The organism is Staphylococcus roterodami (assembly GCA_022493055.1).
Lineage (GTDB): Bacteria > Bacillota > Bacilli > Staphylococcales > Staphylococcaceae > Staphylococcus > Staphylococcus singaporensis.
In genome coordinates, this window is sequence record CP092781.1 from 1,957,461 (window position 1) to 1,979,103 (window position 21,643).

18 protein-coding genes and 2 pseudogenes are annotated in these 21,643 nt (G+C 29.5%); 8 read left to right on the forward strand and 12 right to left on the reverse strand.

Annotation, left to right across the window (positions count from 1 at the left end; translation table 11 throughout):
* Positions 1-98: 98 nt before the first annotated feature.
* From ML436_09555 to ML436_09570, 4 genes are all read right to left on the reverse strand, one after another.
* A complete protein-coding gene (locus tag ML436_09555; protein ID UMT77399.1) occupies positions 99-272 on the reverse strand; it encodes an NETI motif-containing protein in 174 nt (57 codons plus the stop codon).
* Entirely contained in the window at positions 253-855 is a 603-nt protein-coding gene (locus tag ML436_09560; GenBank protein UMT77400.1) for a DUF2179 domain-containing protein, read from the reverse strand. Before ML436_09560 ends, ML436_09555 begins: the two co-directional genes overlap by 20 nt.
* A gap of 284 nt (positions 856-1,139) precedes the next feature.
* A complete protein-coding gene (gene nadE, locus ML436_09565; protein UMT77401.1) occupies positions 1,140-1,961 on the reverse strand; it encodes an ammonia-dependent NAD(+) synthetase in 822 nt (273 codons plus the stop codon).
* Positions 1,954-3,423: a nicotinate phosphoribosyltransferase gene (locus ML436_09570; protein ID UMT77402.1), complete on the reverse strand. Its 1,470-nt coding sequence runs from the start codon at positions 3,421-3,423 to the stop codon at positions 1,954-1,956. The genes nadE and ML436_09570 overlap by 8 nt, the downstream gene beginning before the upstream one ends.
* A 183-nt stretch (positions 3,424-3,606) precedes the next feature.
* On the opposite strand from ML436_09570, the gene ML436_09575 reads away from it, so the two are divergent.
* Together ML436_09575 and ML436_09580 are read left to right on the forward strand one after the other, a co-directional pair.
* Positions 3,607-4,683, forward strand: coding sequence for a nitric oxide synthase oxygenase (locus tag ML436_09575; protein UMT77403.1), 1,077 nt, complete (start codon positions 3,607-3,609; stop codon positions 4,681-4,683).
* Between the two features lie 19 nt (positions 4,684-4,702).
* On the forward strand, positions 4,703-5,497 hold the full coding sequence (locus ML436_09580) for a prephenate dehydratase (GenBank protein UMT77404.1): 795 nt from the start codon (positions 4,703-4,705) through the stop codon (positions 5,495-5,497).
* Between the two features lie 164 nt (positions 5,498-5,661).
* Here ML436_09580 and ML436_09585 read toward each other — a convergent pair whose 3' ends face one another.
* Positions 5,662-7,224, reverse strand: a complete 1,563-nt coding sequence (locus tag ML436_09585; GenBank protein UMT77405.1) for an SLC13 family permease — start codon at positions 7,222-7,224, stop codon at positions 5,662-5,664.
* Positions 7,225-7,406: 182 nt separating this feature from the next.
* Complete coding sequence (locus ML436_09590) at positions 7,407-8,519, reverse strand: glycoside hydrolase family 55 protein (GenBank protein UMT79511.1); 1,113 nt, start codon at positions 8,517-8,519, stop codon at positions 7,407-7,409.
* A gap of 386 nt (positions 8,520-8,905) precedes the next feature.
* Between ML436_09590 and ML436_09595 the strand changes: the two genes are divergently transcribed.
* The 3 genes from ML436_09595 (at position 8,906) to ML436_09605 (ending at position 12,318) form a co-directional block, all read left to right on the forward strand.
* Entirely contained in the window at positions 8,906-9,466 is a 561-nt protein-coding gene (locus tag ML436_09595; GenBank protein ID UMT77406.1) for a cysteine hydrolase, read from the forward strand.
* A gap of 52 nt (positions 9,467-9,518) precedes the next feature.
* Positions 9,519-10,448, forward strand: coding sequence for a manganese-dependent inorganic pyrophosphatase (locus ML436_09600; protein UMT77407.1), 930 nt, complete (start codon positions 9,519-9,521; stop codon positions 10,446-10,448).
* A gap of 490 nt (positions 10,449-10,938) precedes the next feature.
* Positions 10,939-12,318: an aldehyde dehydrogenase gene (locus ML436_09605; GenBank protein ID UMT77408.1), complete on the forward strand. Its 1,380-nt coding sequence runs from the start codon at positions 10,939-10,941 to the stop codon at positions 12,316-12,318.
* A gap of 114 nt (positions 12,319-12,432) precedes the next feature.
* Here ML436_09605 and ML436_09610 read toward each other — a convergent pair whose 3' ends face one another.
* Positions 12,433-13,461 (reverse strand): lactonase family protein, encoded by a 1,029-nt coding sequence (locus tag ML436_09610; GenBank protein UMT77409.1) that lies wholly within the window; start codon positions 13,459-13,461, stop codon positions 12,433-12,435.
* Between the two features lie 334 nt (positions 13,462-13,795).
* On the opposite strand from ML436_09610, the pseudogene ML436_09615 reads away from it, so the two are divergent.
* Positions 13,796-13,897: pseudogene (locus ML436_09615) on the forward strand (YolD-like family protein).
* Between the two features lie 87 nt (positions 13,898-13,984).
* Here ML436_09615 and blaI read toward each other — a convergent pair.
* Both blaI and blaR1 read right to left on the reverse strand, forming a co-directional pair.
* On the reverse strand, positions 13,985-14,365 hold the full coding sequence (blaI, locus tag ML436_09620) for a penicillinase repressor BlaI (protein UMT77410.1): 381 nt from the start codon (positions 14,363-14,365) through the stop codon (positions 13,985-13,987).
* A complete protein-coding gene (gene blaR1, locus ML436_09625) occupies positions 14,355-16,112 on the reverse strand; it encodes a beta-lactam sensor/signal transducer BlaR1 (GenBank protein UMT77411.1) in 1,758 nt (585 codons plus the stop codon). The genes blaI and blaR1 overlap by 11 nt, the downstream gene beginning before the upstream one ends.
* A 106-nt stretch (positions 16,113-16,218) precedes the next feature.
* On the opposite strand from blaR1, the pseudogene blaZ reads away from it, so the two are divergent.
* Positions 16,219-17,065: pseudogene (blaZ, locus tag ML436_09630) on the forward strand (penicillin-hydrolyzing class A beta-lactamase BlaZ).
* A 312-nt stretch (positions 17,066-17,377) separates the two neighbouring features.
* Entirely contained in the window at positions 17,378-17,788 is a 411-nt protein-coding gene (locus tag ML436_09635) for a YolD-like family protein (GenBank protein UMT77412.1), read from the forward strand.
* 42 nt (positions 17,789-17,830) lie between these two features.
* On the opposite strand, the gene ML436_09640 is transcribed toward ML436_09635, so the two are convergent.
* Genes ML436_09640 through ML436_09650 form a run of 3 tightly spaced genes read right to left on the reverse strand, consistent with a single transcriptional unit; the run spans position 17,831 to position 21,643 of the window.
* The gene (locus ML436_09640) at positions 17,831-19,201 is read right to left on the reverse strand and encodes a hypothetical protein (GenBank protein ID UMT77413.1); all 1,371 of its coding nucleotides are present in this window, start codon (positions 19,199-19,201) and stop codon (positions 17,831-17,833) included.
* Between the two features lie 4 nt (positions 19,202-19,205).
* Positions 19,206-19,571 (reverse strand): DUF6262 family protein, encoded by a 366-nt coding sequence (locus tag ML436_09645; protein ID UMT77414.1) that lies wholly within the window; start codon positions 19,569-19,571, stop codon positions 19,206-19,208.
* A gap of 8 nt (positions 19,572-19,579) precedes the next feature.
* Positions 19,580-21,643, reverse strand: a complete 2,064-nt coding sequence (locus tag ML436_09650; GenBank protein UMT77415.1) for a tyrosine-type recombinase/integrase — start codon at positions 21,641-21,643, stop codon at positions 19,580-19,582.

A 21,643-nucleotide genomic window follows, 5' to 3' on the forward strand; every position in this document is an offset into this window, starting at 1 on the left:
GCTACAAGCGAAAATAAAAATAGGCTATTCAAAGTAGAATTACTCAAACTTCGAATAGCCTTTCCTCTTCAAATAATCATTATTTAAATTGGATTATGTTATTGAATTTTCTTTCCGATAAAAATGATTTCTTGATGTGAAACTTCAATTGTTCCATCTTTTTGTTCTTGAAACACAGGTTTTTCAAGACGTTTTACAGGCATATATCCTTGCTTCTTCATTCGTGTTAAACAATCAGCAATAGTTTCATTATCAGCTACTTTGAATTTCATGTTCTACAACACTCTCAAGTTCTTCTGGTTGATAATTTTTAAGTTTTCTACGACGAATGCCTTTTGTCCAGAAACCACCATGTATATTTCTTGGTTCATACGCAATGATAAATGCTTTTGGATCTAAATTTTTAATCGTATCCATTAATTTACGTTCATATTTTCTTGGTGTCAGAATTTGCATCACCATTCGACTACCATCTCGTCCAAATGCAGCATAGTGTGTAACGCCATACCCTAAATTTCGCAATTCATTTGGTAAATCAAGCTCGTATTCTGCCGAAGTTACATTTACTACTGTATAACCTAGTGCAAGTTTTTCTTCAATTTTCATACCAACAATGATACCAATTGAAAAGCCAAATGCATATGCAATAATATTTTGGATGTGATCTAAATTAGACATTACTAATCCTAGACCAACGATATAAATCAATACTTCTAAAAAACTTACTGACGCTGCAATATAACGATATCCTTTCAACGTTAAAATTGTTCGCATCGTTAAAAACGTTACATAACAAACGTTAATGATAAATATAGTTAATACCATTAACCATGGATTTTCTGTTACGAATGACATAAGACGCCACACTCTCTTTCAACACTTTAATTTTCAATCCGCTTCAATCTAACCATAATGAATGCATATTAATATAATATAGTACGAAATCTCTAAGAAATAAATAGTGAATTAAGCTTATTTTAGATTTATACTTAAAATTATTTCAGTTAGCTTTATATGCACATTTCACAGATCTGAATTAAAAATTTTTTATTTAAGAATTTCATTTTTGTCTCATTTATCATTTGATTCAATCATTTAGCTAAATATACAATTACCTCTACATAATCAAAGTCTTACATTTATGCTTTTGGCCATGTGTATCTTGTATATGCTAATTCACGTTTATGTGCGTTTCTAACATAGTGATTTTCAATCACTTTTTGATCCTCTGGTGCAACTGGTTTTCCTTCCAAGTAATCATCAATTGCTTCATAAGTCACTCCTAATGCTTCTTCATCAGGAAGTTGCGGCTTATCGTCTTCTAAATCTGCCGTTGGTGTTTTTTCATATAGTTGTTTTGGCGCGCCTAAGTATTCTAATAATTGACGTCCTTGTCGTTTATTCAAACCAAATATAGGTGCAATATCTGCAGCTCCATCACCATATTTCGTGTAAAAACCTGTAATATTTTCTGCTGAATGATCGGTTCCTACTACTATACCTTGACGATTTGATGCAATTGAAAATTGTACTTTCATACGCTCACGGGCTTTTTCATTTCCTTTTTGAAAATCTGTAAGTACAATGCCTGCTTCTTTTAATGATTGGACACTTTGATCAACTGCAGGTTTAATATTTACTGTAACAACCTCGTCCGGATTAATAAATTTCAATGCTTGTTCAACTTCATGTGCGTCTTTTTGAACACCATAAGGTAACTTAACTGCTATAAATGTACATTCAATACCCTCTTCACGTAATTCATTTACTGCCATTTGTACTAACTTTCCAACTAATGTTGAATCTTGCCCACCCGAAATACCTAATACGAGTGATTTAATAAATGAATGTGATTGAACATAACTTTTTACAAATTGTTTTAATTCTGCGATTTCTTCAGCACTATTAATAGTTTTTTTGACTTTCATTTCTTCTACAATAACATCTTGTAATTTAGTCATTATCTTCTTCCATCTCCTTAACATGTTCCGCTACTTCGAAAATACGTTTATGTTTATTATCCCAACAAGCCTTACTTAAATCTACTGGGTACTCTTGTGGATTTAAGAATCGTTTATTTTCATCCCAAATCGATTGTAAACCTTGCGTTAAATAATCTCGTGATTCATTTTCCGTCGGCATTTGATATACTAATTTACCATTTTCATAAATATTATGATGTAAATCGATTGCTTCGAAAGATTTTATAAATTTCATTTTATAGGTATGAACAGGATGAAATAGTTTTAAAGGCTTTTCATCATATGGGTTTTCATTTTCAAGAGTAATATAGTCCCCTTCTGCTTTACCGGTTTTCTTATTTATGATGCGATATACTTTTTTCTTACCGGGTGTCGTAACTTTTTCTGCATTGTTTGATAATTTAATGCGATCGCTATATGTGCCATCATCATTTTCAATCGCAACAAGTTTATATACTGCACCTAATGCTGGTTGGTCATACCCTGTAATCAATTTAGTACCAACACCCCATGAATCTACTTTAGCACCCTGTGCTTTCAAACTCGTAATCGTTTCTTCATCCAAATCATTAGACGCGATAATTTTAGTTTCAGTAAATCCTGCTTCATCAAGCATACGTCTTGCTTCTTTAGATAAATAAGCAATATCTCCTGAGTCAAGTCGTATACCTACAAAGTTAATTTTATCACCTAATTCTTTAGCCACTTTAATTGCAGTCGGCACTCCTGATTTTAAAGTGTGGAATGTATCTACTAAGAATACGCAATTTTTATGTCTTTCAGCATATTTTTTAAAAGCAGTATATTCATCTCCATAAGTTTGTACAAATGCATGTGCATGTGTTCCTGAAACTGGTATACCAAATAGTTTCCCTGCTCTGACATTACTAGTAGAGTCAAATCCACCAATGTATGCAGCTCTAGCACCCCATAATGCTGCATCAATTTCTTGCGCACGACGTGTACCAAATTCCATTAAATTATCATTTGATGCAATTTGACGAATTCGACTTGCTTTTGTTGTAATTAAAGTATGGAAATTTACAATGTTTAACAAAATTGTTTCAATTAACTGCGCTTGAATTAATGGTGCCTCCACACGAAGTAATGGCTCATTTCCAAAACATAGCTCTCCTTCTTGCATTGAACGGATACTTCCTGTAAATTTTAAATCTTTTAAATATGACAAGAAATCGTCTTTATATCCGATAGATTTTAAATATTCTAAATCTGATTCTGAAAAACCAAAATGCTCTATAAAATCAATCACACGTTTTAAACCATTAAAAACTGCATATCCACTGTTAAATGGCATTTTTCTAAAATATAAATCAAATACAGCCATTTTTTCATGTATATTATCATTCCAATAACTTTCAGCCATATTTATTTGATATAAATCATTATGTAGCATTAAACTGTCGTCTTTTAATTGGTACACTCGTATCTCTCCAATCGACCTCAATATTTTCTTACATTTTATCATAATTCAATTTTTAATATGTATTAGAATCCCTTATTTTACAGACTTTCAATCTTAATCAAGCAACAATTTAATGACAGATGCATAATTTATAAGAGTATTTTAAAAATGTAGATTATAATATAAAGTGAGGTGTTGTTAATGTTATTTAAAGAGGCTCAAGCTTTTATAGAAAACATGTATAAAGAATGTCATTACGAATCACAAATAATACATAAACGTTTACATGACATAGAACTAGAAATAAATGAAACTGGGACATATACACATACAGAAGAAGAACTGATTTATGGCGCTAAGATGGCTTGGCGTAATTCAAATCGTTGTATTGGTCGCTTATTTTGGGATTCACTCAATGTTGTTGACGCGAGAGATATACAGGATGAAGAATCATTTTTATCATCAATTATTAATCATATTACTCAAGCCACCAATAATGGTAAATTAAAACCTTATATTACTATATATGCACCAAATAATGGGCCGAAAATCTTCAACAATCAACTTATTCGATATGCAGGCTATGACTCTTGTGGTGATCCTGCTGAAAAAGAAGTCACTCGATTAGCGAATCATTTAGGTTGGAAAGGAAAAGGCACTAACTTTGATGTGTTACCACTGATTTATCAATTGCCTAATGAATCGGTTAAATTCTATGAGTATCCTAGTACATTAATTAAAGAAGTTCCGATTGAACATGATGGCTATCCTAAATTAAAAAATCTTAACTTAAAATGGTATGCAGTGCCTATTATTTCCAATATGGATTTAAAAATTGGTGGTATCGTATACCCTACTGCTCCTTTTAATGGTTGGTATATGGTAACAGAAATTGGTGTACGTAATTTTATAGATGACTATCGTTACAATTTACTAGAAAAAGTTGCAGATGCTTTTGAATTTGATACACTTAAAAATAATTCATTTAATAAAGATCGAGCACTTGTTGAACTGAACTATGCTGTGTATCATTCTTTTAAAAAAGAAGGCGTATCCATTGTTGATCATTTAACTGCTGCGAAACAATTCGAACTATTCGAACGTAATGAAGCACAACAAGGACGCAAAGTAACCGGAAAATGGTCTTGGCTAGCGCCACCATTATCACCGACACTTACGTCAAATTATCATCATGGCTATGACAATACAGTTAGAGATCCTAACTTTTTCTATAAAAAGCAAGAATCACATGCTAACCAGTGCCCTTTCCATCATTAAGTAGTTTGAGGTGTAGCATATGCAATTATATTATTTAGGTCCTAAAGGAACATTTTCATATTTGGCTTGTCGCCAATGTTTTTCTGAAAATGAAGCAACTTTCCAACCGAAGTCAAACTTATTCGAAGTCATCAAATCAGTTGCAGATGATAATAACTCTGTTGGCGTTGTCCCTATAGAAAATTCTATTGAAGGGACGATTAATATTGTGGCTGACGCACTTGCCCAACAAGATGTCTTTGCACATGGTGAAATTCGTTTAGACATTAACTTTGCACTATACGGAAATGGTGTTGATACACTTTCTGATATTAAAAAAGTGTATTCTATTGCACCAGCGATTAGTCAAACAACGAATTATTTACATCAACATCAATTTGAGTATGATTATGTTGATAGTACTATTCAAAGTTTAGATAAAATTGAAAATGGTGTTGCAGCAATTGCACCTTTAGGTAGCGGCGAAGCATACGGTTATACACCTATCGATACGCATATTGAAGACTATCCACATAATGTGACTCGTTTTTTAGTCATTAAAAATAAGCAACAATTTGATCAAAATGCAACATCACTGATGTTTTTAATCACACCAATGCATGATAAACCTGGGTTATTGGCCAGTGTATTGAATACATTTGCTTTGTTTAATATTAATTTATCTTGGATAGAGTCTCGTCCATTAAAAACACAATTAGGTATGTATCGCTTTTTTGTTCAAGCTGACTCAGCAATTACAACAGATATAAAAAAAGTTATTACTATTTTAGAAACATTAGATTTCAAGGTAGAGCTAATTGGTGCTTTTAATTAAACATTATTTTCCAGATTCTACATTGTTAATAAAATAATAAGTCAACCAAGGATTAAAATTGGGATATATCCTTGGTTGACTTTCTTTTATTTGCTTTGTTTATATATATTCTCAACTAGTTCTTTACATGCTAATGATACTTTTTTTATTCTAAACTGCATTTCCTATTTCAAAGGCAATGGTTGATTTATATCAATACCTAAAACTATCGGCATAACATAATAAACAACTAATATAATGATAATCGCACTAATTAAGTTTACCCAAAATCCTACAGATGCCATTTGTTTAATAGAAATTTTCCCCGAACCAAATACGATCGCGTTAGGCGGTGTTCCAACTGGTAACATGTATGCACAATTGGCCGCCATTGCTGCTGGCGCCATTAATAACAATGGATGAACACCCACAGCTACAGATAATGTTGCTAAAATTGGTAAAATCATCGTTGCCGTAGCAGTATTAGATGTTACTTCAGTTAAAAATAAAACAAAAATAGTAATGACTATTACGATAATAATCGGGCTGACACCATTTAATGATTTCAACTGTTCACCTAACCATTTTGCCAAACCACTTTGTGAAATCCCTTTTGCTAATGCTAGACCGCCACCAAATAAAATTAATACTCCCCAAGGAAGCTCTTTTGCTACTTCCCAGTCAATAATACGTCGATGCTTTTCACTATTTTTAGCTGGAATAATAAATAATAATATTGAAATAAAGATAGCTATCGTACCATCTGCTACAGCCGATGTAACATCCCATTTTTTCAATAGAAATTCCCTTGTAATCCATAATAAACTGGCAAGGACAAAAATGGTTTGTACTACTTTTTCTTCATACTTCATCTTTCCAAGCTCATCTAACTTTTGTTTAATTAACTTCTGACCACCAGGTAAATATTTTAAGTCATGTCTAAATGCAACATACCTTAAGTAAAGCCATGTAATACCTAATAAAATAATGACTGTCGGAATTCCTACAATCATCCATTTCGCAAAACTAATTTCATGTCCAAAATGTTGCATATATTGCCCTTTTAAAATAATTAGCGGCGGCGTTCCGATAAGTGTACCTAATCCGCCAATTGTACCAGCATAGCCAATTGCTAAAACTAATGATGTTTCAAATTTTTTAATACTTTCTTGATTCGTATTTGCCTCTTGCAAATCATGCGCCTCTTTAATTATTGCTAAACCAATAGGAATCATAATCATTACAGCTGCGGTATTCGATACAAACATTGATAAAAATCCCGTTGCAACCATAAATCCAAGTAATATTTTCGAAGTGCTCGCGCCAATTAAATTAATAATTGTTAAAGCTACTCTCGTATGTAAGTTCCATCTTTCCATAGCGATTGCTAATATAAATCCACCTAAAAATAAAAAGATAATATCATTACCATATTCAGATGATACCTGTTCTGGTGTAAGTATGTGTCCCAATGGCAACAACACAATTGGCAATAAACTTGTCGCTGCAATTGGTATCGCTTCCGTAATCCACCATGTTGCGATCCATAATGTGATTGCTAATACATAAACACCTTTCCAAGGTAAGTCTTGTGGATGAAAGAACACTAAAGTTAAAAGAAAAAGCAATGGTCCTAATATTAGCCCAATAAGTTGTCCCATACTAAATGGTTTCTTTTTCTTTGATGTTGAAAAGAAAGTTAAATACCTTTTTGAAGTCGTTAATTGATATCGATTAAAATAAGCCATAAAATCCCCCTCATTTTGATTCTGACAAGCATAGCTAACTAACTTTAAAAACATACAGAAAGTTGTATAACTTGTATTATCTTTACCGTCAAAATGCCCCTTTTTTCAGATAATTGGGTTTATTATAGCATATTTATACCATTTTATGAATGCGCTTTCACAAAAAAATCTTATGCTCAATCCTATTTATATCCACTTTCTTTTTTTATATCACTGACATTGATTGTTGTCACTTTAATATCCGCTTCAACTGGACTTAAAAAAACTCTATCAATATCTTCTAAATGTATCGTCTGCAAGGGGTTATTAAATTTATTACCTACTATTAGAACATCTTTATGTTTTACGTTATTGTAATTGCGTACATGTATAGCATCTTTTTCCATTGGTCCTGAAAATTCATTTCCAATGATATTCATATTTATACCAGCCTGTGATCCTAAATCTTTTCCAGTTAATACATCCGCTGCATTTTTACCATCTCTTACTCCTAGATATCTTATTCCTCCTTGGCAATCGATAAATCTATTATTAATAATGTACGTATCTTTGTATTTTAAAGGTGTCAATGCATAGCCTTGTATGCCTTCAAATGTATTATTAATAATGTGAACATTATCGTAGTAACAATTATGTCTACTTGCATGTGAGCCAATAGCCCGATTCCAGCTCCCCATTTCATTCAATTCCGAAGGTCCAAAATAACAGTGATCAATTATGACATTTTTAGTAATCGTGCCATCTGTAGTTCCGAATTTCGGAAAAGCACCAGGTACTTGAATATCTAGCTGTATCGCTTCAGAGTAAAAACGTTCGCCACTGTAATCTACGAATCCTTCAAACGAACAATCTTTGATATAAAGTCCATCGATACCACAAGCATCAAGAGCATGACCACTAACCACATTCTTAATTGTCACGCCAATTAATTGAATGTCTTCTGCATGACCCATACACATGGCCGTGTTATTGTAAGGATAATCCACACCATTCATATCAAATGTTCCTCCTTTAATATGAATATGGCTGTTGCCGTTATAACCTCTGTAAAATCCATAACGATGTCCATTCTTTAATAGTGTTCCAGAATTACAACGTCGTAATATCGTTTCATTATCCAGCACTAATGTTGTATTACCGTATATTGTCAATGGTTTACAAATGTTATATGTACCTTTTGGTATATACACTGTTGTCTGCTGGCGATAACCGTAGTTTAGTGCACGTTGTATTGCTCGTGTATCTTTCTTTTTATTATGACCAGTTAATCCAAAATCTTTCGCATTAATATGCATAATTTGACATCCTTTGTTCATTTTCTAATTACTTCTTATAATATCCCATTATTCAAATTGTAATCCTTCTATATTTGATTAGATTCACATACCAAAATTACTTTAAGTTACTCATTTAACATCTACAGCATTCATATATTCATAAATCCTCGCATTGCTATCTTAGTTACTTACTTGCCATATCTAGTATTTATGAATTCATTTTTTTAAATATAGTTCAAAAATATCCCATAATATTGAGTGATTGCGTTATTTACTCTTCCAAAAAAGTTGATTAATCTATATACTTAATCTATATTTATATATTAACCATTTGGGTTAAAAATTACTCTAGCATTTATGAATAGATGGGAGTTTATATTATTATTATATAGGAGAGATGTTGAATGACACATCGCGCACTATTAGTTGTTGACTATTCATATGATTTTATCGCAGACGATGGCTTACTTACTTGTGGTAAACCTGGACAAAATATAGAAGATTTTATTGTTTCTCGTATCAATGATTTTAATTATTATCAAGACCATATATTCTTTTTAATGGATTTACATTATTTACATGACATTCATCATCCTGAAAGTAAATTATTCCCACCACACAATATAGTAGAAACTCGTGGCAGAGAATTATACGGTAAAGTTGGTAAATTATATGAAACAATCAAAGCGCAATCTAATGTACATTTCATTGATAAAACCCGCTATGATTCGTTCTTTGGTACCCCACTTGATAGTTTATTGAGAGAAAGAAGTATTAATCAAGTAGAAATCGTTGGCGTATGTACTGATATTTGTGTATTACACACAGCAATTTCTGCATACAATCTAGGCTATAAAATTTCGGTACCTGCTGAGGGTGTAGCTTCATTTAATCAAAAAGGGCATGAATGGGCACTTGCACATTTTAAAAACTCATTAGGTGCAGAGGTAGAACAACACGTTTAAATCGTGCTAAAATAATTTTAAAGAATACAATATACAAGGGAGATATTTGACAATGGCTAAAACATATATTTTCGGACATAAAAATCCAGACACTGATGCAATTTCATCTGCGATTATTATGGCAGAATTTGAACAACTTAGAGGCAATTCAGGTGCTAAAGCATACCGCTTAGGTGATGTGAGTGCAGAAACTCAATTTGCTTTAGATAAATTTAATGTTCCTGCTCCAGAATTACTAACGGATGATTTAGATGGTCAAGATGTTATTTTAGTTGACCATAATGAATTCCAACAAAGTTCAGATACGATTGCATCTGCTACAATTAAACATGTAATTGATCATCACAGAATTGCAAATTTCGAAACTGCTGGTCCTTTATGTTATCGTGCTGAACCTGTTGGTTGTACAGCTACAATCCTTTACAAAATGTTCAGAGAACGTGGCTTTGAAATTAAACCAGAAATTGCTGGTTTAATGTTATCAGCAATTATCTCAGATAGTCTACTTTTCAAATCACCAACATGTACACAACAAGATGTTAAGGCAGCTGAAGAATTAAAAGATATCGCTAAAGTTGATATTCAAAAATACGGCTTAGATATGTTAAAAGCAGGTGCTTCAACAACTGACAAATCAGTTGAATTCTTATTAAATATGGATGCTAAATCATTCACTATGGGTGATTACGTGACACGTATTGCACAAGTAAATGCAGTTGACCTTGACGAAGTGTTAAATCGCAAAGAAGATTTAGAACGAGAAATGCTTGCTGTCAGTGCTCAAGAAAAATACGACTTATTCGTACTTGTTGTAACTGATATTATTAATAGTGATTCTAAAATTTTAGTTGTAGGTGCTGAAAAAGATAAAGTCGGTGAGGCATTCAATGTTCAATTAGAAGATGACATGGCCTTCTTATCTGGTGTAGTTTCTCGTAAAAAACAAATCGTACCTCAAATCACTGAAGCATTAACAAAATAAGTTCCATACGTAACTGCTCAATTTTTGACAGTATATAATTCAACAACAGTTCATTAAAGTAGATATAACTTTACTTTTAATGAGCTGTTTTTTGTGTATCGGATAGTAATAGACACATTTGTAAAATGAGATATATGTATATACATTACCAATTTAAGATTACGAACTAATTGTAATTTTAGCTATCTCCTGATGTTAACTTTAGCACTGCTACTTGATCTTAATGAATATAATATATAGTAATTTGTGTAACTTTATTTCGATATTCTTATACCTTTTAAACCTTTATTTACAACGTCGAGTATAAATTTTTGTTTTCTCTATACCTTTTTCGTTATGATTAAAGTTATAAATATATTTACAACTGACTCATCACACTTTTTTCATTAACAATATATTATTAAGATGACACTTAAATTTTTAAAATACGCTGTAAAAAGGCTATTTGTTATCTTTTCAAAAAATTAATAATAAGGAGGTTCTTATCACTATGAATAGTATCGAGCAAACATTTTACAATAATAAAGCCTTTTTCAATACACAACAGACAAAAGATGTTAATTTTCGTAAACAACAGTTAAAAAAATTAAGTAAAGCCATCAAATCATATGAACATGATATTTTAGAGGCATTATTTCAAGATTTGGGTAAAAATAAAGTTGAAGCATATGCCACAGAAATCGGTATTACTTTAAAAAGTATCAAAAATGCACGTAAAGAACTTAAAAATTGGACTAAAACTAAAAATGTAGACACACCCTTATATTTATTTCCAACCAAAAGTTATATCAAAAAAGAACCTTATGGAACAGTACTAATTATTGCGCCTTTCAATTATCCTTTCCAATTAGTATTTGAACCACTTATAGGAGCAATTGCTGCTGGAAACACAGCCATCATTAAACCGTCTGAATTAACACCAAATGTTGCCAACGTTATAAAACGTTTAATCAATGATACATTTGATGCAAATTACATCGAAGTTATTGAAGGTGGGATTGAAGAAACACAAACTTTAATTCATTTACCCTTTGACTATATCTTCTTTACAGGAAGTGAAAATGTAGGGAAAGTGGTTTATCAAGCTGCAAGTCAAAATTTAGTGCCAGTAACATTAGAAATGGGTGGAAAATCTCCTGTTATTGTAGATGAAACAGCCAATATTAAAGTTGCAAGTGAGCGAATTTGTTTTGGTAAATTCACAAATGCAGGACAAACATGTGTCGCACCAGATTATATTTTAGTCCACGAATCTGTGAAAGATGACTTAATAACAGCCCTATCCAAAACATTGCGTGAATTTTATGGTCAAAATATTCAACAAAGTTCAGATTATGGACGCATTGTAAATCTAAAACACTATCATCGTCTTACTACCTTACTTAATGATGCGCAAATGAATATTGTATTTGGTGGTCATAGCGATGAAGATGCACGCTACATTGAGCCAACATTGTTAGATAATGTCACTAGTGATGCAGCAATTATGCAAGAAGAAATATTCGGTCCAATCTTACCGATTTTAACTTATCAATCATTTGATGAAGCTATTAATTTTATACATCAAAGACCTAAACCTTTAAGTCTTTATTTATTTAGTGAAGATGAAAATGCAACACAACGTGTATTAAATGAGTTGTCGTTTGGTGGTGGTGCTATTAATGACACATTGATGCAATTAGCAAATCCTAATTTACCATTTGGTGGTGTTGGTACATCAGGTATGGGACGTTATCATGGTAAATATTCATTTGATACCTTTACTCATGAAAAAAGTTACATTTTCAAATCTACTCGATTAGAATCTGGGCTACATTTACCACCGTACAAAGGTAAATTCAAATACATTAAAGCTTTCTTTAAAAATTAGATAATAAAATTAAAACAAACCATGCTTCCCTACTATGATGTCTTGAAAAAATTATTTTACAAGATACTTTCAATTAGTTTGGAAACATGGTTTTTTCTTATTATCTATTAATAGTTAAAATATAACACATACACCTTCAGGAGCTTTCTGACTACTATCACATAGCGAAATTTCGCCAGTCTCTTTACTTCTTTCAAACACAGTAACGACTGAATCTCCTTGTTCATGTGCACAAACTAGAAACTTATCTGATGATGTAATATTAAAGTCTCTTGGGAATTCTCCTCCACTTTCAGTAATCGTTACTAGTTCTAAGTGTTGACCATTTTCAAGTACTTTAAAAATCGCAATACTATCATGTCCTCTATTTGATACATATAAAAATCGTTGATCATGGGACAGTCTTACTGCTGCCAGTTTAGTATCTCCAGCAAAGTTTTCAGGAATTGTTAAATGACGTTCCACCTCTTCAAATTTGCCTTCATGATACTTAGTCACACTTACAGTATTTGATAATTCATGCACAACATATGCATATTTTCCATTATTATGAAATTCAATATGTCTTGTACCATCACTGTCTTTAAATTGAGATTGGCTGTAAAATTCAAAGCCATTTTCATCAAATGTATAAGTAACAATTCTATCTGCACCTAAATCCGTTACAGCAACATACTTACCATCTGGCGTTTGATTAATATAATGTGCGTGTGGCTTGTCTTGTCTTTCATGTGAACCGGTTTGAAAATCATGTGTAAGTTCTTGAACCAAGCGTACGACTTCACCTGTATTTTGGTCTAATTCATACATGCGTATAATTCCAGCGCCGTATACTGCTTCAAATAAGTATTGCTTATCTTCTGAAAGTGATACATAACAACCTGTCCCAGCTGTTGAAGGTAAACATTTGTTTAACAAACTTAATTTGCCATTTCCATCAATTTTTAAGCTTGCAATACCACATTGCTCACCTTCTTTAGTGATTCCGTATAAAAAATGATTATTACGTACTAAATATGTAGATGCTTCTAATTCAAATCCTGTTTCTAATAAATCTATACGTGACTGGTCTTCATTTAAATTAAAATGATAAATTCCTTTGCCGTTCTTTTTAGTATATGAACCGATATATCCTTGTGTCATAGCTTTAACCCCTCCATGTTAATCTTACATCTATTTTATTAAATTTTAGTACGAATTAACAATCATTTATCATGTACATACTTATTAAAATATCAGCGAATGATATCCTATATTGAGAACGCTAATTTAAGATTTGGGATGTTAGCTTAAAGTCAAATTAATAAATATTATTAAAAACCTTTTTATTGGCGCAATAAATTCGCGGTCAGATATCCTATTTTATAAAGCGGCCTTCGCTAATTTCAAAGTGAATTTTATTATCTTCCGTAAATTTTTATTGCAAAATAGAACACATGTTCGTGTAATGTAATTATTAGATTGAGGTGAGTAAATGATGACAAGTTATGAAGAAGAAACGGATTATCGTAATATTCCATATGAATTATTAGATAGTAATATACCTATGGGAAGAGGAATGATAAAATGGGCACCATTTATTATATGTACTAATCTCATAAAAAATCTAATTTAATAGGGTTCAAACATAATTTATATATGTATTATGTTTGAACCCTATATCTATTTATTTTTTACTAATATCATTTAAAATGTCTCGCAATTCTTCAATTTCTTTGTTATTTAATTCTTCATTTTTCGCAAAATTAAGCACTAAACTTTTCATATCCCCTCCATACAATTTATTAAGAAAGGTTTTAGCAGTTTTCATTTTAATATCATCTTCTTTAATAATTGATGAGTAAAAATAAATATTATTATATTTATATCGTTTTATAATCTCTTTTTTATATAGTCTTGTAATTAATGTTCTAATCGTCTTATCGCTAACTTCTTTATTTTTTTGAATCTCAACTACAATTTCATTAGCTGATACTGATTTTTTATTCCATATTATATTCATAACATCCCATTCAGCCATAGATATTTCAACTTGCTTATTGGCCATTTAAAACACCCATTTCTTTTAATATTTTTTCATTTATGAATTTAGCATTTTCACCAGAGGCTTTTTCATCTGATAAATGTGTAGAAAAATAATACTTATCATGATTTGTAATTACGTAACCTACAAACCACCCATTATTATATTTCCCGTTTACTATACCTGTACCTGTTTTCCCATACAATTCATAATTTTCATTTTTTCTAATCAATAACGAAGAAGATAATTGTTTCTTTTCATTTTTACTAAAATGGTTATTTTGTTCCATCATATTTTTTAAAACTATTACTTGTTCAAGATTAGATATTTTCAAACTATCTTCCAACCAATAGGCTTTATAACTTCCCAAATTTTTATTACCATAATTTAATTGCTTGAGTTGATCAGAAGTATAATTCTTTGATAATTGATTACTAATACGTTCGAAGTACCAATTAACTGAGTTTTGTATTGCCGTATTTAAATCTTGACCCTTATTCCAAGAATCGAAAGGATAATGATTATGATTCCATGACATACGTGAATTTTTATCACTTATAATATGACGGTCAAGTCCAAACAGTGCTAAATAAATTTTGTAAGTTGAATCAGGAGAATATCTTTTTCTACTTTCTTTTTCATTATAAATATAGTATTTGTCTTTCTTCATGCTGTACATAACGAAAGATCCACTATTTGAACCAAAATTTTTACTTTCATCTAAAATTTGGTAATCGCTTTGTAAGGGCTTTTTATAATTATAATCAGTTAAGGATTGCCCCATTAAAAACTGGCTTTGAATTATCATGATAAAAAAAGTAAAAATACAAATAAAAATTAGAATTAATTTTGACTGCTTCTTCAGATTGCCTTCTTTTATATTAATTAATCTTCTTTTGAGTAATGATTTTTTACCATTAAATGAATGGCTTAATATATTTTTGTTGAAAAATGAGGTTTTTAATACGGAATCCATAATAGCTTCCGCATAAGACTTAAATTCATTTTTGTTAATATTATTAAGGACAAATCTATCGGCTTCTACTTCATTGTCATGAATCATCTTTCTTTTTACAATTTGTATTAGTGGATTATAACTCATAGCAATAGAAAAAATATGAAAGATAATTAAATGCAAAGTATCTCTGTTTTTAGCATGAGCATACTCGTGCAATATTATATATTTTAGTTTTTTGTCATTTATACTTTTAAAATATAAACTGGGAATCAAAATAATATATTTTCCATACCAAAAAGTTATTGGAGAATGAATAGATTCTGCTTTTCGAATCACAATATTTCTTTTATATTGATGATTGAAAAGTATCTTGTTTATTTTATCTTTTTCTTTTTCATTTAGATAAAGTGACTGTTTCTTTAAATACTTAAGATATAATAAAGAATTTAAAAATTTAAAACTTAAAATAATAACTAAAACTATCCAAATAACTGTGCAGATATTATCTATTGAATCCCAATTAAACTTATAGATGTCTGTTGTAAACTCATGAACAGGTTTAGTGGTATTTATGTTAGGATTCAAATTGTGTGAATTACTTTCAACTGTGGGCTCTTGATTATTCAAATTATTAAATTTAAAAAAAGAGAATTTAATAGGGATGAAAGGAATTAATCCTGCAAGAAGAGTTAGATACCAAACTTTATAATTTAACATATAATTAAAATAGCGTTTTAATATGTACCTAAAAAATAATAACAATAAAAATATAAAACAAAAGCTTACTATGCTCATTATTAATAACTTAGCCATTTCAACACCTTCTTTCAAATATTTATAATAAACTATTGACGAGAATATTACAATTGTAATATTATTGATTCATAGAAATTACAACTGTAATATTGGAGGGTATATTTTGAAAAAGTTAATACTTTTAATTGCAATTGCTTTAGTTTTAAGTGCATGTAATTCAACCAGTTCACATGCTAAAGAGTTAAATAATTTAGAAAAGAAATATAATGCTAATATTGGTGTCTATGCATTAGATACTAAAAGTGGTAAGGAAGTAAAATTTAATGCCGATAAGAGATTTGCCTATGCTTCAACTTCAAAAGCGATAAATAGTGCTATTTTGTTAGAACAAGTACCTTATAATAAGTTAAATAAAAAAGTACATATTAACAAAGATGATATAGTTGCTTATTCTCCTATTTTAGAAAAATATGTAGGAAAAGATATCACTTTAAAAGAACTTATTGAGGCTTCAATGAAGTATAGTGATAATACAGCAAACAATAAAATTATAAACGAAATCGGTGGAATCAAAAAAATTAAAAAACGTTTAAAAAAATTGGGAGATAAAGTAACAAATCCAGTTAGATATGAAATAGAATTAAATTACTATTCACCAAAGAACAAAAAAGATACTTCAACGCCTCGTTGCTTTCGGCAAGACTTTAAATAAACTTATCGCAAATGGAAAATTAAGCAAAAAAAATAAAAATTTCTTACTTGATTTAATGTTAAATAATAAAAACGGAGACACTTTAATTAAAGATGGTGTTCCAAAAGACTATAAGGTTGCTGATAAAAGTGGTCAAGCAATAACATATGCTTCTAGAAATGATGTAGCTTTTATTTATCCTAAGAACCAATCTGAACCTATTATTTTAGTCATTTTTACGAATAAAGACAATAAAAGTGATAAACCTAATGATAAATTGATAAGTGAAACCGCCAAGAATGTAATAAACAAATTTTAATAGTCTAAATGTACTACAAAAACTGATATAATTCTATCTTTCATAAAACTTCATAATATCGAAGAACATATATATTATTTATAATTATATATGTTCTATTTTTTTATGTTCACATTTTTTAAAAGAGAAAATACTATTAACATACCAAACATCATATTCCAGTTACTATAATTATAAATGCTCGATAATCTTACTCAACTTTTCCATATAGAAAATAACTTATTTTAAATTAATTAATTAATCACATTAAAAAATTATATAATCCTTGCCAAAAAAGAACATACGTTCTACAATGATGATGAGGTGGTAAACATGATTCCAAATCCTAATGCGCCAGATGAATATAAATATGAAACTGATTATAGAAAAATACCAAGAAAATATTTAAACCCTAAAATCCCTCAAGGGCGTGGAAAAATCAAATGGCAAGCTTTTGCGACTCTCCCGCAACAGTTTGAAATTTTAGAACAAATTATAAAGGATCAAAATAAAATAGAAAAACCATTGCTAACACATGATTCATTAGATAATTTAGATCAGATTTTTCAAATAAAAATTCAAAATGATGAGTTATGTACAATCTCATATTGGGAAGACGGTAACATTTCAAAATATACAGGAAAAATTTTAAAAAAGGATGAAATTAGTAATACATTTTCCTTTTCTGATACTAACAATAATATATATAATTTAAATAATGCTAACGTTTGTAGTATCACTTAACACTATTTAAACTTTTAAAAAGTTTAAATAGTGTTCTTATAATTACCTTTTTCGAAATACTTCTAGCAAAATCATTATAAGTATCATACTGATATTAAATATATTATTTTTATCACTGAAAAAAATTTCTACTACTTGGAAAATTGATAAAAGACTTATTATTAACAAAAGTTTATTTAATTTTTCGCTTCTTTCTTCTTCCTTATATGACTGCTCCAATTCAATTAGTAATAATTCTTCTTTGTTTAATTCTTCAATATATTGTGGAGATTTAAAATCATTATTATTCTTTAGATACAAATATAAATATAAACTAGGTAAAAGCTCTGTTCTATAAATAATTGCAATAGATCTCTTGAAATTTAGTATCCATTGTCTAAAATATAGGGCTTCTTTTTTTCCATTTAAATTATATTGTTGATACCCATACAATTGTAATTCATTTAACATAGTTTCTAAGAAAAAGAAATTAGCAGAACTATTGAAATAAAGTGCCATTTGAGAACATTTTTCTAAAACATCTCCTTCTTGCTCATCCATCCAAACTACAAAAACAGATGCTTTATTCAAGAAGTTTATATAATTATCGCTATAACCATCTTGCCTAAAATGTTTACTTTTTCCTTCAAATGAAAAAATAGGCGCATTTACTAACCACTCTTGAATCTTCACGTCCTCATAGAAAGGATCATCAGTAAATTCATTTTCATTAGCTAAATAATAAACTTCAAAACCCATATTTTTAGATACTTTATATTCAAAAATATCCTTACTATTAATTTTTATAATTCTATTAATTTGTCTAGAAACATCTCTAATATTTTTACAATGTCTATTACCATACAATTGATACTGTCTTTGTCTATTATTTTTTTCTTGATTAATTAGAGGATATATCTTATCTTTTACACATGAGAAAGTACTATACAAGTCGCTTCCAAAGTTTATACTCTCTAAGTCTTCAATGATTTCTATAACAAATGTACCATTGTTAAATATAGTTAAGGTTAAAAAAAATAAATTCAAAGTGTTCTCATGAGTAATTTCAATATGTGGAGTGAATATATATTTTTTATATTTGTATCCATGTATATTATTTTGATCAAACAATCCATCATTAATATTTGCATTAGTAGCAAATTTTTCTAAAAATTTTTCTAGTTTTTCGTGATATTCTTTTGTATGTCTTTTATATCTTCCAGGTAAAATCCAATAATCATAATTTACCGGGGGGTTGTCAGGAGATAAAATGCGTATAACTCCTTTTACATTCAATAGAATTTCCTCAATTTTTTCAAACCAAGGGTTCATGTTATTATCTTTTATATTTATAGCAGTAGCATATTGATATGTTACTTTATAGCCTTGTAATTTATTAATATCTTCTAGAATCTTTTCAATTTTATTGTCCATTATTTTAAATATCCTCATACAGCCTAGAATATAAAACGCTAATTTCTTCTTTCAACATTTTTTTCTCTTTTTCTAAAGAATTTACTTTTCTTTTTAAAGAGGAGATTAACGCATCTTTACCGTCATTTTTATTTTTATGAACAAATATTTCTCTGTTTTGTTCACGTAACTTCTCTATTTTCTTTCGAATTTTATTATTTTTATATAATGTAGCTTTCGAAACTTTTGAATGTTTAGAAACGATGTTAAAGTTAATTTCTTTATTTTTTTGAACTAAATCATTTATTGCTTTATCAACTTTTTTCTCGGTTTTAACTTTTCGTTCTGCATGCAACTGTTTTAATTGTTCTTGTCTATTAAATTTTTCCATCTTAACCTCTATACTTTTATTCTATTACTTCTCCCGAATATAATGTTTCCATCTTTTATATTACCTAGTATTTCTTCATATTTATTTAATATATTTATATGCTTTTCAACCATATCTTGTCTATTATTATTTTTAGCTAATTCTATAGATTTGACCGTTGATTTGATATGTAATTCATATTTTTCAACATCTAAATCAGAAAATCCAATAGCTAAATCCTTACATGGTTTCCCAGAATTACAAGTCAGGCATGGCGGAGCTTCCATGTATGGACAATCACCACTCAATCTAGCATGACAAGTGCCATAAGGATTGTCCATTGCGTTTAATTTATGTTCTTGCCATAAAGAATTCAATGCTTTTTCAGATAGTTCACTACTATGCTGTATATTTTTAATTTTACCGTCAACATCAAAACTAAAAGCTCCTTGATCAATAACTGATTCAAAAGCCTTTCTCTTTGTATCATCAAGTAACTTAGCATATCTTAGAGTCATTTCTGGTGAGGAGTGTGCTAATAATTCTTGTATCGTTAATATATCTGCTCCACCATTTAACAATTTTACTGCATAGGTATGTCTAAATTGATGAGTTTTGAAATGGAAGATTTCTCCTTGTTCATCAATAATATTTTTAGTCTTTGATAAATGATTTAAGTGTGCTCTGACCATATGTTGTGTAAAGGGCATTCCCTTTCTTTTTCCTTTATAAATAGCAAAAATATAATTATTGGGATTATTATCTTTTGTACATTTACTTTTAGAATCGGCTATTAAAACTGCTATTATATCAGCTAATTTATTATCAATTGGTATTCTATGTCCTTTAACAAAAGTTTTAGCAATATCTGTGATTATTGAATACTTTCCATTAACTTTTGCAAGGCAATTATTTTGTAATGTCAATACATCAGAAATTCTTAATCCTGTTTTAAAAGCTATCCAAACTACAGGTATTAAATCTTTATGCAAATCATTTATATGCTCAAAAAGCTGTTCCAATACAAAATCTGGGATATAATCAATTTGGCTACTATTTTTCTTTTCGTGTTTAGGTAAGTCTTGAGGATAAATTAAAAATCGTATATCTTGGTACGGTGCTATAGCATAGTTTTGAGTTATAATATCGTTTAAGAACCTTCTAATTGTTTTTAATTCTTCTCTCACAAAATTCTTAGTACTTTGCAAATTTTTATTAGTTGCATATTCAAACAAAAATTCTATATATGCTTCGATATGACATCTATCTAGTTCATTTAAACTATTCCTTGTTTCTTTATTTTTAGATATATTTTGAAAAAACCTAGTTAAAACTCTTATATAAAACCTTGCTGTAGCAAATGCTATATCACCAGTTATCAAACGATTTTTTAAATATTTTTTTGCTAATTCTCGCATTTTAATTGACTCAATTTTTTCAAAGTTTAAATAATTGCCAGTTAGTGTTTTATTATAACTCAATCCATATTTTTCTAAATTTCTAATATCCCATTTATCTTTTTCCCATTCTTCTCGCTTATCAATGAACTTAATTAGATTAATGTACATATTCTTTAAAAAAGAAGCCAGTCCGCTTTTGTATTCATAATCACCAAAAACTATTGTTGATGATCTTCTTTTTATTGGTATATTATTTTCAGTCAGCCAATTAAACCAGTGCTTTTCTAATGTATTTATATCACAATCAAGTAAAGAATTTAAATTTGGATAAACTTCATTAAAGAACTTAGCAATCTTATTAAGCTTTACTGCTCCAGTATTAAATAAATTAGATAAGGACCAATCCTCTTTAACGATCAGTTTCAAAAAAAGGTATTTAAATTCTAAATTCAAATTTTTACTTTTAATCCTAAAGAAAACATTTTTTCTTTTGTCTCTATAGTTCTTGATACTATCTTGAAATTGCTTGAATTTGTTAAAAGCTGTAATGTGCCACTCATCATTTTTAAAAAAGTAATCATCATATATTTCAGTTATTAAAACCTCTCCTTTTATATTGATGGTTCTACTTTGTAATGTACATAATTCATTAATCATAGTACTGTTTGTAGGTAAATTAATTGGTATTGACAT

Coding starts and splice junctions, on each gene's coding strand:
- ML436_09560 (UMT77400.1), bottom strand. CDS start 855: ATGTCATTCGTAACAGAAAATCCATGGTTAATGGTATTAACTATATTT.
- blaR1 (UMT77411.1), bottom strand. CDS start 16,112: ATGGCTAAGTTATTAATAATGAGCATAGTAAGCTTTTGTTTTATATTT.
- ML436_09650 (UMT77415.1), bottom strand. CDS start 21,643: ATGTCAATACCAATTAATTTACCTACAAACAGTACTATGATTAATGAA.
- ML436_09575 (UMT77403.1), top strand. CDS start 3,607: ATGTTATTTAAAGAGGCTCAAGCTTTTATAGAAAACATGTATAAAGAA.
- ML436_09610 (UMT77409.1), bottom strand. CDS start 13,461: ATGACACAAGGATATATCGGTTCATATACTAAAAAGAACGGCAAAGGA.
- ML436_09585 (UMT77405.1), bottom strand. CDS start 7,224: ATGGCTTATTTTAATCGATATCAATTAACGACTTCAAAAAGGTATTTA.
- ML436_09600 (UMT77407.1), top strand. CDS start 9,519: ATGGCTAAAACATATATTTTCGGACATAAAAATCCAGACACTGATGCA.
- ML436_09640 (UMT77413.1), bottom strand. CDS start 19,201: ATGGACAATAAAATTGAAAAGATTCTAGAAGATATTAATAAATTACAA.
- ML436_09590 (UMT79511.1), bottom strand. CDS start 8,519: ATGCATATTAATGCGAAAGATTTTGGATTAACTGGTCATAATAAAAAG.
- ML436_09555 (UMT77399.1), bottom strand. CDS start 272: ATGAAATTCAAAGTAGCTGATAATGAAACTATTGCTGATTGTTTAACA.
- blaI (UMT77410.1), bottom strand. CDS start 14,365: ATGGCCAATAAGCAAGTTGAAATATCTATGGCTGAATGGGATGTTATG.
- ML436_09635 (UMT77412.1), top strand. CDS start 17,378: ATGATTCCAAATCCTAATGCGCCAGATGAATATAAATATGAAACTGAT.
- ML436_09605 (UMT77408.1), top strand. CDS start 10,939: ATGAATAGTATCGAGCAAACATTTTACAATAATAAAGCCTTTTTCAAT.
- ML436_09595 (UMT77406.1), top strand. CDS start 8,906: ATGACACATCGCGCACTATTAGTTGTTGACTATTCATATGATTTTATC.
- ML436_09645 (UMT77414.1), bottom strand. CDS start 19,571: ATGGAAAAATTTAATAGACAAGAACAATTAAAACAGTTGCATGCAGAA.
- ML436_09580 (UMT77404.1), top strand. CDS start 4,703: ATGCAATTATATTATTTAGGTCCTAAAGGAACATTTTCATATTTGGCT.
- nadE (UMT77401.1), bottom strand. CDS start 1,961: ATGACTAAATTACAAGATGTTATTGTAGAAGAAATGAAAGTCAAAAAA.